Source organism: Bradyrhizobium sp. 191, from assembly GCF_023100985.1.
Classification (GTDB): Bacteria; Pseudomonadota; Alphaproteobacteria; order Rhizobiales; family Xanthobacteraceae; genus Bradyrhizobium; species Bradyrhizobium diversitatis.
In genome coordinates this window covers 708,160-723,411 of the sequence record NZ_CP064692.1, presented here as the reverse complement: position 1 = coordinate 723,411, position 15,252 = coordinate 708,160, and the positions used below count along the sequence as shown (strand labels likewise).

12 protein-coding genes are annotated in these 15,252 nt (G+C 64.9%); 6 read left to right on the top strand and 6 right to left on the bottom strand.

Features of this window, described 5'->3' with window-relative positions; all coding sequences use genetic code 11:
- The first annotated feature begins 50 nt into the window (after positions 1–50).
- The 3 genes from IVB23_RS03450 to IVB23_RS03440 all read left to right on the top strand — a co-directional run bounded on the left by IVB23_RS03450 (position 51) and on the right by IVB23_RS03440 (position 3,664).
- Positions 51–1,853: a putative nucleotidyltransferase substrate binding domain-containing protein gene (locus IVB23_RS03450; protein WP_247802464.1), complete on the top strand. Its 1,803-nt coding sequence runs from the start codon at positions 51–53 to the stop codon at positions 1,851–1,853.
- A gap of 1 nt (position 1,854) precedes the next feature.
- Positions 1,855–2,526, top strand: coding sequence for a 3'-5' exonuclease (locus tag IVB23_RS03445; protein ID WP_247802463.1), 672 nt, complete (start codon positions 1,855–1,857; stop codon positions 2,524–2,526).
- A gap of 172 nt (positions 2,527–2,698) precedes the next feature.
- Positions 2,699–3,664, top strand: a complete 966-nt coding sequence (locus tag IVB23_RS03440; protein ID WP_197966682.1) for a tripartite tricarboxylate transporter substrate-binding protein — start codon at positions 2,699–2,701, stop codon at positions 3,662–3,664.
- 90 nt (positions 3,665–3,754) lie between these two features.
- Here the strand turns inward: IVB23_RS03440 and IVB23_RS03435 are convergent, their stop codons facing one another.
- The 3 genes from IVB23_RS03435 to IVB23_RS03425 form a co-directional block, all read right to left on the bottom strand.
- Positions 3,755–5,614 carry an ABC-F family ATP-binding cassette domain-containing protein gene (locus IVB23_RS03435; RefSeq protein WP_247802462.1) on the bottom strand — a complete coding sequence of 620 codons (1,860 nt, stop codon included), beginning with the start codon at positions 5,612–5,614 and terminating at the stop codon, positions 3,755–3,757.
- Positions 5,615–5,660: 46 nt separating this feature from the next.
- On the bottom strand, positions 5,661–5,834 hold the full coding sequence (locus tag IVB23_RS03430; protein WP_247802461.1) for a hypothetical protein: 174 nt from the start codon (positions 5,832–5,834) through the stop codon (positions 5,661–5,663).
- 211 nt (positions 5,835–6,045) lie between these two features.
- Positions 6,046–6,300 carry a hypothetical protein gene (locus IVB23_RS03425; RefSeq protein WP_028178706.1) on the bottom strand — a complete coding sequence of 85 codons (255 nt, stop codon included), beginning with the start codon at positions 6,298–6,300 and terminating at the stop codon, positions 6,046–6,048.
- Between the two features lie 311 nt (positions 6,301–6,611).
- On the opposite strand from IVB23_RS03425, the gene ndk reads away from it, so the two are divergent.
- From ndk to IVB23_RS03410, 3 genes are all read left to right on the top strand, one after another.
- A complete protein-coding gene (ndk, locus tag IVB23_RS03420) occupies positions 6,612–7,034 on the top strand; it encodes a nucleoside-diphosphate kinase (protein ID WP_035670008.1) in 423 nt (140 codons plus the stop codon).
- A gap of 44 nt (positions 7,035–7,078) precedes the next feature.
- Positions 7,079–7,939, top strand: a complete 861-nt coding sequence (locus IVB23_RS03415; RefSeq protein WP_061876481.1) for a TerC family protein — start codon at positions 7,079–7,081, stop codon at positions 7,937–7,939.
- Between the two features lie 755 nt (positions 7,940–8,694).
- Complete coding sequence (locus tag IVB23_RS03410) at positions 8,695–10,626, top strand: TonB-dependent receptor (RefSeq protein WP_247804744.1); 1,932 nt, start codon at positions 8,695–8,697, stop codon at positions 10,624–10,626.
- 7 nt (positions 10,627–10,633) lie between these two features.
- Here the strand turns inward: IVB23_RS03410 and IVB23_RS03405 are convergent, their stop codons facing one another.
- Genes IVB23_RS03405 through IVB23_RS03395 form a run of 3 tightly spaced genes read right to left on the bottom strand, consistent with a single transcriptional unit; the run spans position 10,634 to position 15,051 of the window.
- Positions 10,634–10,945 carry a DUF3240 family protein gene (locus tag IVB23_RS03405; protein WP_247802460.1) on the bottom strand — a complete coding sequence of 104 codons (312 nt, stop codon included), beginning with the start codon at positions 10,943–10,945 and terminating at the stop codon, positions 10,634–10,636.
- Entirely contained in the window at positions 10,942–14,016 is a 3,075-nt protein-coding gene (locus IVB23_RS03400) for a CusA/CzcA family heavy metal efflux RND transporter (protein WP_247802459.1), read from the bottom strand. The genes IVB23_RS03405 and IVB23_RS03400 overlap by 4 nt, the downstream gene beginning before the upstream one ends.
- Positions 14,017–15,051, bottom strand: coding sequence for an efflux RND transporter periplasmic adaptor subunit (locus IVB23_RS03395; protein WP_247804742.1), 1,035 nt, complete (start codon positions 15,049–15,051; stop codon positions 14,017–14,019).
- Positions 15,052–15,252 lie beyond the last annotated feature (201 nt).

Here is a 15,252-nt window from a genome sequence, read left to right as displayed (position 1 = left end):
GTTAGATGGTCGATCGTCGGGTGGATCGTCCGCATCTTCGAAAGGTCGAAATGCCGAAGGCGTTCGATATCAACAACCCGCCGTTCGATCGTCTGACGCCGAACGAGGCCGAGACGTTGCGGGCCGCGCTCGACATCGCCTACTTCAGTCCGGGAGAAGCGATCATCCGGCGGGACGCTCCGGCGGAGGCGCTCTATGTCGTGATCAAGGGCATCGTCGAGGAGCGGAGCGAGGTTGACCTGCTCGCATTGCTCGGCCCCAAGGACACGTTCGACAGTCGCGCGCTCGTTCACGATCACAACGGCCACCGGTTCATCGCCCGTGACGAGACGCTCTGCTACGTGATCCCCAGAAGGGTCGCCCTCGATCTGATCAGGGCAAATCCACGCTTTGCCGCGTTCTTTTACCGCGAGATATCCCAGAAGCTGGACGAGCTCGCCAACGACGAGGAGGCGCGACGTTACGGCTCCTTGATGCATGCCAAGGTCGGCGAATTGTTCCTGCATCCGCCGGTGTTTCTGGCTGCCAGCGATACGATCGAGACCGCCGGTCACCTGATGCGCGAGATCAACAGCAATGCGCTGTTCGTCCGGGACGGCGAGCGGATCGGCATCGTGACAGGCATGAATCTGTCCAAGGCCGTGGTGCTGCGGCGCCAGTCCATCCAGACTCCGGTCGGAACGCTCGCGAATTACGACATCGTGTCCTTGCGACGTGACGATTTCGTATCTTCGGCTCTCCTGTTGATGACGAAGCACAACAAGCGCAGGCTCGTCGTGCGCGAGGACGATGAATTCGTCGGAATTCTGGAGGAGATCGATCTTCTGGGATTTCTGGCCGGAAGCGCCCAGGTCACCGCCGGCCGCATCGACCGCGCCTCGAGCCCGCAGGACCTTGCCACCGCGGCGCGCGAGATCGAGACGCAAACGCGCGTGCTGCGGCGGCAGGGCGTCAAGGTGGAAGTCATTGCGGAGATCGTCTCCGATCTCAACCGGCGCCTCCTGTCGCGGTTGTTCGAGATGGTCGCGCCGGCCGAACTGCGCACCGGCAGCTGTCTGATCGTGATGGGAAGCGAGGGGCGGGGGGAGCAGACCGTACGGACCGACCAGGACAACGGCCTTATCCTGCCCGGTCCGGTGCAGGGTGAAGTCCTGGAGACGTTCCGTCACGAATTCTTCGCCGCGCTCCAGAGCTTCGGCTTTCTACCCTGTCCCGGCGACATCATGGTGCGCAACCCGGCATGGTCGAGGCCGCTCTCCGACTATCTCGCAGATCTGCGCCGCTGGATCGTGCTTCCCAGCCAGGACGGGCACATGAATGTGGCCATCATCTACGATGCGCAGGCGATCGCGGGCGATCAGCAATTGCTGGACGACGCCAAGTCGGCGCTGATCGACATGACCCGGGGCGAGCAGGCGTTCATGGCCCACTTTGCGCGCGCGGTCGACGCGTTCGAGACGCCGATCGGCCTCTTCAACAATCTGATCACGTCCGAGGGTACGGGAGACGCGCTCGACCTCAAGAAAGGTGGCATCTTTCCGATCGTGCACGGCGTTCGCAGTCTGGCGCTCGAACAGGGACTGCGCGAGACCTCCACCGACAAGCGCATCTCCCGGCTATGTGACCTCGGCGTGCTGCAAGCGGACTTTGGACGCGACCTGAAACAGGCCTTCCGTTTCCTGCTGATGCTTCGGCTCGACGGGCAGCTGGCCGCGTCCGCCGGCACATCGGGGACACTGGTGCGACCGGCGCAGCTGTCCAGCATGGAACGCCACCTTCTGCGCGATACGCTCCAGGTGGTGAAGAAGTTTCGCGAGATCGTCGGTCATCATTTCAAGCTCGGCATGTTCTAGAATGCTGCCTCGCGCGATCAAGCGGCTGTTGCACCAGGCGACCCTGAGCGACCAATCCTACCGCTTCATGTTCGGCCGTGCGCCTGACGACGAGTTCGTCGTCATCGATTGCGAGACCACCGGTCTGAACGTGCGAACGGACGACGTTGTCGCGATTGCCGCGATCAAGATCCGCGGCAACCGGATTGTGACCAGCGAGCGTTTCGAAGCCATCGTCCACCCTGACAGGGAGCTCGGGGCGGAGGCGATCAGAATTCACCATTTGCGCCGGTCCGACGTTGAAGCGGCGCCGATCGTCTGGAAGGTGCTGCCGAGCTTTCTGCACTTCATCGGGCCGCGCCCGTTGATCGGCTACTATGTCGATTTCGACATCGCCATGCTGAACAAGTACATCCTGCCGCTGGTAGGCATTGAGCTGCCCAACGAACGCATCGAAGTGTCGCGGCTTTACTATGACCGCAAATACGGCGACGCGCCGCCAAACACCTCGGTCGACCTGTCATTCGCCGCGATGCTGCGCGACCTCTGCATTCCGCCGCTCGGACAGCATGATGCCTTCAACGACGCATTGATGACCGCGATGATGTTCGTGCAGTTGCGCGACCTGACCCGGCGCGGCGCACGCATCGCGCGGCAACGCACCAGCCCGGTCTTCAATCCGACCGGGGCATGACACGGTGCCAGAGAGAGCTCGTCGCGAGCCTGCAGCTCAGGGCCCGCCGCTTTTCGCGCGTCGGCGGCGCGATCATGATCGTGATCGCCACACTGCCGATGAAGTCGCTTTCGTGATGGCCGCGCGGCCCGGAATGCGCTTTGATGGCGCCAACAACAATCCGGAGGAGACTATGCGGTTCATTGCCCTCGTATCGGCTCTGCTTCTGCCGTTTGGCGCGGCATTTGCCCAGGATTATCCGTCGAGAACCATCACCATGCTGGTGCCGTTCGCCGCCGGCGGACCGACCGACACCATCGCGCGTCTGACCGCGGCCGGCATGGCGAAATCCCTGGGACAGCAGGTCATCGTCGAGAACGCGACCGGCGCCGGCGGCACCATCGGCACGACCCGCGCCGCGCGCGCCCAGCCGGACGGCTACACGCTGCTGATCCATCATGTCGGCATCTCGACTGCCGCGACGCTCTACCGCAATCTCAGCTATGACACCAAGACGGCCTTTGCGCCGATCGGGCTCGTGACCAACGCGCCGATGACCATCATCGCGCGTCCCGATTTCCCGGCTGACACGCTCAAGGAACTGGTCGCCTACGCCCAGCAGCAGGGCGACAAGCTGACTTACGCCAATGCCGGGCTCGGCGCCGCATCACATCTGTGCGGCATGCTGTTCATGACGGCGATCCAGAAGCAGCTCACCACGGTGCCCTACAAGGGCAACGGTCCCATCATGAACGATCTGCTCGGCAAGCAGATCGATCTCACCTGCGATCAGGCCACCAACACCACCGGGCCGATCACGGCGAAGCAGGTCAAGGCCTACGCGATCACCACCAAGGAGCGGCTGAAGAGCCTGCCCGATCTGCCGACGGCCGACGAGGCCGGCCTCAAGGGTTTCGAACTCGGCGTCTGGCACGGGATCTATGCGCCCAAGGGCACACCGCCGGCAGTCGTTCAGAAGCTGACGGCGGCGCTCCAGGCCGCTCTTAAGGATCCCGCCTTGATCGCACGGTTCAATGACATCAACACCGAGCCGGTCCCGCAGGACAAGGCGACGCCCGAGGCGCTGGGTGCGATGCTGACGAGTGAGATCGACCGCTGGGCGCCGATCATCAAGGCAGCCGGGCAATACGCGGACTGAGCTAGCCCGTAAGAACATGCAGCTCAGTGACTTGTAGTTGGGTAATTTGTTACCTGTACTGTGCATGGGGTTGTTTTCGAGGTTTTGAATCTACCCCGCCGCCTCGTCGAACTGCGCGCTCGCCTCCAGCCATTGCTCCTCCGCGCGCGCCAGCGCGTCGGCGGCATTGGCGCGGGCCTTCGACAATTGCGCGGCCTGCTTGGGGTCGCGCGTAAAAATGTCGGGCAGGGCGAGCGCAGTGTCGATCTTCGTGATGATCTCGCTGACGCGGGCGATCTCGGCCTCGGCTTCCGCGATGCGCTTCTTCAGCGAGCCGCGATTGTCCGACCTTGGACGCTGCGGCTTCTCAGCCGGCACGCTGCGCTCGCGCGGGGCGTCCGCGTTGCGCGCCGACAGCACCAGGCGGCGGTATTCGTCGAGGTCGCCGTCGTAATTGGTCACGGTGCGGTCGGCGACGATCCAGAGACGATCGGCGCAGGCCTCGATCAGGTAGCGGTCGTGCGAGACCATGATCACCGCGCCGGGAAACTCGTTGATCGCTTCCGCCAGCGCGCCGCGGCTGTCGATGTCGAGATGGTTGGTCGGCTCGTCGAGGATGATCATGTTGGGGCCGAAGAAGGTCGCAAGACCCAGCAGCAGCCGCGCCTTCTCGCCGCCCGACAATTTGCCGGCCTTGGTGTCGGCGGCCTTGCCGGAGAAGCCGATCGCGCCGGCACGCGCGCGCACCTTGGCTTCGGGCGCATCGCCCATCAGCTTGCGGACGTGATCGTAGGCCGAGGCGTCCTCGTTGAGCTCGTCGAGCTGGTGCTGCGCGAAATAAGCGATCGACAGCTTGTCCGCGCGCGTCACCTTGCCCGAGAACGGCGCGAGGCGTCCGGCGAGCAGTTTGACCAGCGTCGACTTGCCGTTGCCGTTGGCGCCGAGCAACGCGATGCGGTCGTCATTGTCGATGCGCAGGGTGACGCGGTTCAGCACCGGGCTCGCCGGATCGTAGCCGACCGAGGCGTTGTCCACCGCGATGATCGGCGGCGACAGGATCTTCTCCGGCGCCGGGAAGCTGATCTCGCGCACGTCCTCGGTGACCAGCGCCGTGATCGGCTTCAGCCGCTCAAGCATCTTGACGCGCGATTGCGCCTGGCGCGCCTTGGAGGCCTTGGCCTTGAAGCGGTCGACGAAGGCCTGCAGGCGCGCACGCTCGGCCTCCTGGCGCCTGACCGCCTTCGCGTCGAGCAGCTCGCGCGCGGCGCGCTGCTCCTCGAACGAGGAATAGGTGCCCTTGTAGAGCGTGAGCTTGCCGCGCTCCAGGTGCAGGATCTGGTCGACTGAGCTTTCCAGCAGGTCGCGGTCGTGGCTGATCACGATCACCGTGCGCGGATAATGCGCGAGGTGGTCCTCCAGCCACAGCGTGCCTTCCAGGTCGAGGTAGTTGGTGGGCTCGTCGAGCAGCAGAAGGTCGGGGGCCGCGAACAGCGTCGCGGCGAGCGCGACGCGCATGCGCCAGCCGCCGGAGAATTCCGCGCAGGGGCGCAGCTGGTCGGCAGCCGAGAAGCCGAGGCCGGAGAGGATCGCGGCCGCACGGCTTGGCGCCGAATGTGCATCGATGTCGACGAGCCGGGTCTGGATCTCGGCGATCCGGTGCGGATCGGTCGCGTGCTCGGCCTCAGTGAGCAGCGCATCGCGTTCGAGATCGGCCTTGAGCACGACCGTGATTAGGCTTTCGGGGCCGTTCGGCGCCTCCTGCGCGAGGCTGCCGATGCGCCAGCGCGGCGGCAGGGTCACCGAGCCGTGTTCGGCCGCGAGCTCGCCGCGGATCACCTTGAACAGCGTCGACTTGCCGGTGCCGTTGCGCCCGACCAGGCCGACGCGTGATCCGGGCGTGATCTGCACGGAACTCTCGTCGATCAAAAGGCGTCCGGCGAGACGGATGGAGAGATCGGTGATGGACAGCATGCGGCCTTGTCACCGCAAGGCGCGTCGAACGCAACTCGTTTTTCCGTCAGTGCGGCTCCCGCTCGCGCCGCTGCAGCTCGTTCAGGAGCTGCTCGAGATGGGTCGGCAGGCGCGGCTCGGGCCGGAGGCTCTGCTGCAGCCGTTCGCCCACGGCATCGCAGATCGCGCGGCTGGTGCGCCGGTCGATCTGTTCGCTGTCATCGGCAAAAAGCCCAGCCATCGCAAGGTTCCGTGTTCTCGAACTAAGGACACCGTACCAAGTCATTGCCGGCCAAATGGTTTCGCTGGCTATGAGGAAAGCCGGGCATTCTCGTAAAAATTGTATGAGCGGTGCCTTGTACGCTCAAGGCAAAGCCCCGGCGAGGGAGCGCCGGGGCTTCTCCTGGAAGGTACCTGGGGGCTTGGGTACCCTCGGGAAGGTGCTGATGGGCTCAGTAGCAGCGGTTGATCAGCCGCCAGCGGGGTCCCCAGGGGGTCGGGACCAGCCGGCGCACATAGCAGCCGCCATAACCGTAGGAGACGGGGCCGCCGGCGTAGAAGCGCGGTCCGCCCCAGCCGTGGCCGTGGTGCCAGCCGCCGCCGTGCCAGCCCCGGCCGCCGTGCCAGTGCGCGGAGGCCGAGGTCGGTGCCAGCGCGGCACCCAGCGCGACCGCGGCGACGGCGGCAAGCGAAAGTTTCCTCCACATGGTGATCTCCTAAAGACTGCCGGCGCGGGGCTATCGCGCCGATGGTAAGGCCGCCGAAACGATCCGCCCGGTGATCAGGCTTCGGTTTCGATGGGGCCGACCTTACGCCGGTGAAGCTGAACCGATCCCTGACGGCGGTTTCAGATTGGGTTCATCTGGGTGAAATCGTTGTCATCCATGCTGGATTGGCAGCCGCCCCCGCGGCAAGCGCCGGTGCGGCCGTTTCGGCGGGTCGCTTGCCGTCCGGCAAAGGCGCCGATATAAGCCCCGCAACTCCGAACCGCCGCTTTCTTCTTCCCAAGGACAACATTATGGCCATCGAACGCACTTTCTCGATCATCAAGCCCGACGCGACCGAGCGTAACCTGACCGGTGCGGTCAACGCCGTGATCGAGAAGGCGGGCCTGCGTATCGTCGCGCAGAAGCGTATCCGCATGACCAAGGAGCAGGCCGAGACCTTCTACGCCGTCCACAAGGCGCGCCCGTTCTTCGGCGAGCTCGTCGCATTCATGACCTCCGGCCCGGTGGTGGTTCAGGTTCTGGAAGGCGAGGGCGCGATCGCCAAGTACCGCGAGGTGATGGGCGCGACCGATCCGGCCAAGGCCGCCGAGGGCACCGTCCGCAAGCTCTACGCAAAGTCGATCGGCGAGAACTCGGTGCACGGTTCGGATGCGCCGGAAACGGCCGCGATCGAAATCGCGCAGTTCTTCTCGGGCAACGAGATCGTCGGCTGATCGATCGGCCGACAGGTTAGGGACGACGGGCGAAAGGACTGATTGTGGACTGGCTTTGGCAGATCTTCGATCCCGCTACGATCGGGGCATTCTTCACCCAGTTCCGCAACGAGATGGCCGAACCGACCTTCTGGATTGCGGTCGGCAAGATCATCTGGATCAACATCCTGCTCTCCGGCGACAACGCGCTGGTGATTGCGCTCGCCTGCCGCGGTCTCTCGCCGCGCCACCGGCTCTGGGGCATGATCTTCGGCGCCGGCGCAGCGGTGATGCTGCGAATCATCTTCACCGGCATCGTCGCCACCCTGATGGGGTTGCCGTACCTCAAGCTCATCGGCGGTCTCGCGCTGATCGTGATCGCGGCCAAGCTGCTGGTACCGGAAAACGATGACGAGGACGACGTCGAGTCAGCCTCGCATCTGTGGCACGCCATCCAGATCGTCGTGGTCGCCGACATCGTCATGAGTCTCGACAACGTCATTGCGGTCGCCGCCGCGGCCAATGGCAGCGTGCCGCTCCTGATCCTCGGCCTCGCCATCAGCGTGCCGCTGATCGTCGCCGGCGCCGCGCTGATCATGGCGCTGCTCGCAAAGCTGCCGGTCCTGGTCTGGGCCGGTGCGGCGCTGCTCGGCTGGGTCGCGGGCGAGGTGATCGCGACCGACCCGGGCGTCGCGCCGAAGCTGCACACGCTGCTCGACGGCCCGCTGGGCACCTCGCTGGACAGCATGCTCGGCGCGCTGCGCATCCCGCCGCAGTTCGGACATGGCGGGGCAGGCGGCGAATATCTCTGTGCCATGCTCGGCGTCGTGGTCGTGCTGGTGGTCGGCTACATCTGGCGCCGACGCAGCCTGACCCAGGCAGCGCTCGAATCCTCCGAGCGCCACGCCAAGGCCTCGGCGGAGTGATGCTGCGGCTCTGATCGGCGCGGCCTTCCTCTCCGGCGATGAGAGGCGACCACATCACCGAGACGCGTGCCGCGTCGGCAGGACGCGAGCGATCACCGGCCACAGGTTCTTCGGCGCAGGCGCCCGAATCCCTCCATCGTTGCGTTCGTATGACCGGCGCGCATCGCGCTTCGCGGGAGCTCGCGTCGTGCGCGCGGACGTTGCGTGGAGAGTCGTCCTGCGCAACCCTCACGCGATTTAGATCTTGTCTCATTATAAACTACTGAGATTCAAGGGTACTTTCGTTGACTCGACGAAGGTTCCCACGGCACCTCGCCCCGACGTTCATGTTCATGAAATCGGAAGGTGCGATGTCGTCGAAAGTGCTTTGTCGTCCTTTTGCCGTTGTTGCCGCTCGCATCAAGACGCTTCTGACGTGCGCCAGCCCGAGAGCCTTCGCGATTTCCGTGGTCTCCATTGCCTTGTGCAGCGACGGCGTCCTGCACGGCACCAGCGCGCAGAGCGCCGCGCCCGAGGCGGCGGGGGGAAGCACGTTGCCGGCCGTGACCGTCACCGCCGACGCGCCGAAGCCGCGCGTGCGTCCACGGGCCAATCCAGTCAGGAGGGCGGGCCGCGGCGCGCCTGCGAATGATCGGGCCAAGTTGCAGGCGGAAGCGACCCCCACGGCTGCGAGGCCCGGCGCACTGCCGCCGACCTACGCAGGCGGGCAGGTGGCCCGCGGCGGACAGGTCGGCTTGCTGGGCAACAAGGATTTCATGGATACGCCGTTCAATATCACGAGCTACACGGCGAAGAAGATCGAAGATCAACAGGCCGTCACCGTCGCCGACGTCGTCAGCAACGATCCTTCGGTCCGTTTCACCGGCCAGGCCGGCGGCATCCTCGACTCCTTCTTCATCCGCGGCTTTCCGATCGGCGAGGGGAATGTCGGAGAGATTGCCTTCAACGGCGTCTATGGCGTTGCGCCGAACTATCGTGTGTTCACCGACTATGTCGAGCGCATCGAGATCATCAAGGGCCCGACTGCGCTGCTTTACGGCATGGCGCCAAACAGCAGCGTCGGCGGCACCATCAACATCGTTCCGAAGCGTGCAGGGGACGTCGACCTCACGCGGGTCACGACCGACTATGCGACGAGCACCCAGCTCGGCACCCATGTCGACGTGAGCCGACGGTTTGGCGAGAACCGCGAATTCGGCATTCGCGTCAACGGCAGCTATCACAATGGCGATACGCCGCTGGACAACCAGAGCCGGGAGGCGCATGTCGGCTCCGCGGCGTTCGACTATCGCGGCGAGAAATTCAGAGCCTCGCTCGACTTCATCGATCAGGAAGAAAAGTTCGACGCACCAACGAGGCCGTTCCTGGTCGCAACCGGCGTCGCCGTCCCGACGGCGCCGGTCGGGCGGCGCAATGTCACGCAGTCCTGGGAATGGGCCAAGGTTCACGACAACTCGCTGCTGGCGCGCGCCGAATACGATGTCACCGAGAGCGTGACGGTGTTCGCTGATGCCGGCGGCGGCAGGACCCAGGTCGATCGTCTGTTCGGCACGCCGACGATCCTGAACGCGGCGGGCAACACCACGTCGACCCCGGGGCGGTTCAAATTCGACATCGACAGGAATGTGGCCGACGCCGGCCTTCGCGCCCGGTTCGACACCGCGGCGATCAGTCACGCCGTGACCTTCCAGGGCAGCTATTACAAGGACGAGGTTTCGCGCGGCTCGGTGAACGGCACGCCGGTGCTCTCCAATATCTATGCGCCGATCGCTCGTCCCCAGCAGCTCGTTCCGGCTCCCGCGACCGTGCCGAAGCTGTCGGACACCGAGCTGACCGGTCTTGCGCTGGCCGATACCATGTCGGTTTTCCAGGAGCGGCTTCAGCTGACCGTCGGCGTCAGGCAACAGGGCGTCAAGTCGAACAACTACAACACCACCACGGGAGCCGTGACCTCCGCCTACGATCAGACGGCGTACACGCCGATGGTCGGCGTCGTCGTCAAGCCCTGGAGCCACGTTTCGCTCTACGCCAATTACATCGAGGGTCTCAGCAAAGGCGACATCGCACCGACGACGGCGAGCAATCAAGGCGAGGTCCTGGCGCCCTATTTCAGCAAGCAGAAGGAAGCAGGCGTCAAGGTCGATCTCGGCATGCTCGCCACCACGATCAGCCTGTTCGAGATCACCAAACCGTCGGGACAGCTGGGCCTCGACAAGATTTACCGGGCGGATGCCGAACAGCGCAATCGCGGCGTGGAATTCACCGTGTTCGGAGAAGTTCAGCCGGGCCTTCGAGTCCTCGGCGGCGTGACGCTGATCGACGCGGAGCTGACGAAGACCAGCACGCTCGCCAATCTAGGCAAGTCGCCGATCGGCGTGCCCCAGGTGCAGGCCAATCTGTCCACCGAATGGGACACCCCGTTCGCGCCAGGACTGACGCTGGTCGCAAACGCTGTCTATACCGGGTATCAGTATCTGGATGCGGCAAACGTGCAGGTCGTTCCCGCCTGGACTAGGCTCGATCTCGGCGCGCGCTATAGCACGCGCATCAACAACCGGCCCGTCACGCTGCGGGCCCTGGTCCAGAACGTGTTCGACACCAATTACTGGGCTGGCGTCGCAAGCTACTCGGCACTGGCGCAAGGGGCGCCGCGAACCCTGCTCTTGTCGATGTCGACGGATTTCTGAGGTGGTCTCAATAGATCGTGCCGAATTCGGCCACGGGAATCGTCCAATAGACGAGCTTGGTTCCGGCAAATGAGACCCGCAGCCGGTCGAGCAGGCTGCTGGCATCTCTCTCCGCCAGGATCATCTGCACGGTGGTCTGATCGGCGTGGCCCTTCACGCGTTCGGCGGCCGTCCGCAATCGAACGTCCGCGCCGTGACCCGCGCCGTGCGATGCGGTGAATCCCGAAACGAGGTCGGTCTGTTCGGCAACATAGTCGAACACCTCCTCGCGCAGCTGATGCGGCACAATCAGCGTGAGACAGACCGGCTGGTCGGTCATTTCGCCCCCTTCGACGTTCCGCCGTAGCGGCGATACAGGATCGGCAGGAGAATCAGGGTGAGCAGGGTGGAGGACAGCAGCCCTCCGATCACGACGACCGCGAGCGGCCGCTGCACTTCGGATCCTGGCCCGGACGCGAACAGCAGCGGGATCAAGCCCAGCGCGGTGATGCTCGCCGTCATCAGCACCGGACGAAGCCTGCGCATGGCACCTTCGACGACGATACGATCCTCGCTCAGGCCATGGGCCCGGAGTTGGTTGAAGTAGGACACCAGAACGACTCCATTGAGGACGGCGATGCCGAGCAGCGCGATGAATCCGACCGAGGCCGGCACCGACAGATACTCGCCCGTCAGGACCAGTGCGAAGACGCCCCCGATCAGGGCAAAGGGAATGTTGACCAGCACCAGCAAGGCCTGCCGGATGGCGCCGAATGTGGTGAAGAGCAGCAGGAAGATGAGACCGATCGCAACCGGGACCACGATGGACAGGCGTGCGGCGGCGCGTTGCTGGTTCTCGAACTGCCCGCCCCAGGTCAGCCGGTAGCCGATCGGGAGCGGAAGTTCGGTCGCAACCTTCTGGCGGGCCGCTTCGACGAAGCCGACCATGTCGCGGCCGCGGACGTTGGCGCGAACGACGCTCATGCGCGCGCCGTCTTCGCGGTCGATCTTCACCGGCCCGTCCACGCGCTGGATTCGCGCCACCTGCGACAGCGCGACATGCTGTCCGGACGCGAGCGTCAGCGGCAGGCTCGCCAGCAGCGTCGGCGCCTCCCTGGTCGTCTCGCTGCCGCGGACGAGAATGGGGGTGCGGCGGCCCTCCTCGAGCGCCGTGCCGATCGTTCGGCCCTCGATCTGGGTACGGAGCGAGTTCACGATGGAATCCACGGTCAGGCCGAGGCGGCCGGCCTCCATGCGATTGACCGCAACCGTGTAGTATTGAGCGCCTTCGTTCAGCGTGGTGTAGACGTCCTCGGCGCCGTCGATGCCGGACAGGATCGCCGACAGCTTGGCCGCGGCCTCGTTCAGCCTGGCAATGTCGGGCCCGAAGATCTTCACGGCGACGTCGCCACGCACGCCGCTGATCATCTCCTGCACGCGCATGTCGATGGGTTGGGTGAAGCTGAGCGAGATGCCCGGAAAGCCGGTGAGGACCTCGCGGAGCTTCTGCAGCAGAGCCTCGCGATTGTCGGTCTGCCTCTCGGCAGCGGGCTTGAGCACGAGGAACGTGTCGGTCTGGTTGGGCCCCATCGGATCGAGGCCGAGCTCGTCCGACCCGGTCCGCGCGACGATGCCGGCAATATCAGGCACGGCCAGAAGGGCCTTCTGTAGCCGGACATTCATCGCAAGCGACTCGTCGAGGTTGACGGACGGAAGCGTCTCCACGCTGACGATGACATCGCCTTCGTCCATCGTCGGCATGAAGGTCTTGCCGAGCCTGGTATAGGCGAATCCCGCGGCGATCAGGCCGACCAGCGCCGCGGCCATCACCTTGCGCTCGTTCTTCAGGGCCCAGTCCAACGCAGGCGCGTAGACCCGTTGCGCCGCACGAACCAGCACGGGATCGCGATGCGATCCGGACTTGAGTACATAGGAGGTCATGACCGGGATCACGGTGAGCGCCAGCAGCAGTGAACCGGTGAGCGCGAAGATGATGGCGAGCGCGACCGGGATGAACAGCTTCCCCTCCAATCCCTGCAGCGTCAGCAGGGGTATGAACACGATGATGATGATGAGAACGCCCGAGGCTACCGGTTCCAGGACTTCGCAAACCGAACGGTACACCAGGTGGATCAGCGGAGCAGCTTTGCCCGGTTCGTGCTTGCCGAGATTGCCGACGATGTTCTCGACCACGACGACCAGCGCGTCGATCAACATGCCGATTGCGATCGCAAGTCCGCCGAGGCTCATCAGGTTGGCTGACATCCCGACCACGCGCATGACGATCAATGCGAAGACGATGGCCAGCGGCAGGCTGAGAGCGATCACCAGCGAGGCCCGCCAGTTGCCGAGGAAAAGCAGCAGGAGAACGATGACAAGGGCGGTCGCCTCGCCGAGCGCCCGCACCACGGTGCCGACCGCGCGGTAGACCAGGTGGCTGCGGTCATAGAACACGTTGATGGAGACGCTTTTCGGCAGCGAGGGTTGCAGCTCCGCGAGCCGGGCGCGCACGTCGCGGACGAGCTGGCCGGCGTTGGCGCCGCGCAAGCCGAGGACGAGCCCCTCGACCGTCTCGCCGCTGCCGTCCGACGTGACTGCGCCATAGCGGGTCAGCGTTCCGACTTTGACGCTCGCCACGTCGTTGACCATGATGGGCACGCCCTCGCGGGTGTCAACGACGATCGCCTTGATGTCTTCGACCGATCGGATGCTGCCCTCGATCCGGACCAACGCGCTATCCTCGCCCTGGTTCACCCGTCCGGCACCGTCGTTGCGACTATTGGCTTCGATGGCGCGGCGAAACACGTCGTAGGAGATGCCGCGCGCGGCGAGCGCATCGTTGCGCGGCACGATCTCGAAGGCGCGGACGTAACCGCCGAGCGCATTGACGTCCGCAACGCCGGGGACCGTTCGCAGCGCGGGACGGATCACCCAATCCAGCAAGGTTCGGCGCTCGGCGAGCGAAAGCTCGGGACTGTCGATCGTGAACATGAACATCTCGCCGAGGGGGCTCGTGATCGGCGCAAGACCTCCGCTCACCCCCTCGGGGAAATCGCGCGCGATGTTCGACAACCGCTCCGATACCTGGTTGCGCGCCCAGTAGATGTCGGTGCCGTCCTCGAAATCGACGGTGATGTCGACCAGTGCATATTTCGTGGTCGAGCGAAGGACCTTCTTGTGCGGCAATCCGAGCAGTTCGAGCTCGACGGGGACCGTGATGCGCTGCTCGACCTCTTCGGGCGTCAGGCCCGGCGCCTTCATGATGATCTTCACCTGAACAGGAGAGACATCGGGAAACGCGTCGATCGGCAGGCCGGGCAGGAGGACGGCGCCGGCACCCACCAGCAGCAGCACACTCAGCAGAACGAACAATCGCTGTGAAAGCGCGAACGCAACCAGGCGCCGGAGCATCTATTGCCCCAGGCCCGAGAGAATGCCGCGAAGCGCCGAGATGCCGCCGATCGCGATCTCGTCCTGCTCCGTGATGGGACCGGACACCACGACATGGTCCTGGTCGTCCGCAACAAGCTTGACCGGGACCAGCCGGAAGCCACCGGCTGTGGCAACGAACACCGAGGTCCGTTCGCCCCGCCGGACCAGCCCATGATAGGGAATCTCCCACGCGCTTTCGCCGGCGGAGAGAAAGCCGATGCGGGCGGCGGCGGTCTGACCGGGATGCAGCTCTCCGTCGTTGGGGATTTCCGCACGAACCAAAATGGTCTGAGTTGCAGGGTCGATGGTCTCGGAGACCAGCACGACCTTGCCAGGGATGGAATAGCCCTCGATCTCGACTTTCGCGCCGGCGCGGATCGCGCGAATATTGGCTGCAGGAACCGCGATTTCCGCCCATAGCGGTGAGAGCCGCGCCAGCTTGACGAGCGGTGCGGATTGTTCGAGCCGCTGCCCCGGCGACACCGTGACCGCGACGACGGATGCGGTTTGCGGCGCATTGACCGTGAGTGTCGCGCTGATCGCCGCTTGCTGGGCGAGCCGAGAGATGGCTTCGTCGGACATCCCGCTCAGATGCAGCATCTGACGCCGCTCGGCGACCACGAGAGCGGCCTGGCGCGCTTCAGCCTGGCTGGCCTCCAGCGCGCGCTGCGGCACGGCCTTGCCCTCGAACAGATCGGCGTTGCGCTTCAGCTGCTGGCTGGCGAGATGCTCCTGGGCGATCGCGTGCAGGTAGTCGCGCTGCTGGGAGACGAAACTTGGGCTCTCCAGCGTGACGAGCGGTTGGCCGGCCGAGGCGTGGTCACCGCGCCCGACGAGGAGAGTGGCGACCATGCCGGCCACCGGCGCACTGACGACCCACATTTGCGGTGTGGGGATCACGATCTTGACCGGATAGGGCAGCGTCAGATCGGTCCGGATCGCGACCGGGTGGGTCACGCGCACTCCGAGATTGCGCGCCTGAGCATCGCTCAGCTTCAGCTCGTCCTGCGCCATCGATACGGAAGGCAACAAGCCGACCGCAACGGCGAGGAGTGTGCGAACGAACGCGCCCCCTGTCGAGGTGGGAAGGAGAGTATTGCGAAGGATTCGCATCAGGGATGTCCCACACCCACGGGCGGACGAAGCCCAGCCCGATTGCAGGTTTCGACTACTCCACCGGCGTTTTGGCGGGTTGATTTGCCTCAAGCGGGCCAG

Excerpts from the sequence above, each read along its gene's own strand:
- ndk (WP_035670008.1), top strand. The coding sequence starts at position 6,612 with ATGGCCATCGAACGCACTTTCTCGATCATCAAGCCCGACGCGACCGAG.
- IVB23_RS03410 (WP_247804744.1), top strand. The coding sequence starts at position 8,695 with ATGGATACGCCGTTCAATATCACGAGCTACACGGCGAAGAAGATCGAA.
- IVB23_RS03405 (WP_247802460.1), bottom strand. The coding sequence starts at position 10,945 with ATGACCGACCAGCCGGTCTGTCTCACGCTGATTGTGCCGCATCAGCTG.
- IVB23_RS03395 (WP_247804742.1), bottom strand. The coding sequence starts at position 15,051 with ATGGCGCAGGACGAGCTGAAGCTGAGCGATGCTCAGGCGCGCAATCTC.
- IVB23_RS03450 (WP_247802464.1), top strand. The coding sequence starts at position 51 with ATGCCGAAGGCGTTCGATATCAACAACCCGCCGTTCGATCGTCTGACG.
- IVB23_RS03425 (WP_028178706.1), bottom strand. The coding sequence starts at position 6,300 with ATGTGGAGGAAACTTTCGCTTGCCGCCGTCGCCGCGGTCGCGCTGGGT.
- IVB23_RS03440 (WP_197966682.1), top strand. The coding sequence starts at position 2,699 with ATGCGGTTCATTGCCCTCGTATCGGCTCTGCTTCTGCCGTTTGGCGCG.
- IVB23_RS03430 (WP_247802461.1), bottom strand. The coding sequence starts at position 5,834 with ATGGCTGGGCTTTTTGCCGATGACAGCGAACAGATCGACCGGCGCACC.
- IVB23_RS03435 (WP_247802462.1), bottom strand. The coding sequence starts at position 5,614 with ATGCTGTCCATCACCGATCTCTCCATCCGTCTCGCCGGACGCCTTTTG.
- IVB23_RS03400 (WP_247802459.1), bottom strand. The coding sequence starts at position 14,016 with ATGCTCCGGCGCCTGGTTGCGTTCGCGCTTTCACAGCGATTGTTCGTT.
- IVB23_RS03445 (WP_247802463.1), top strand. The coding sequence starts at position 1,855 with ATGCTGCCTCGCGCGATCAAGCGGCTGTTGCACCAGGCGACCCTGAGC.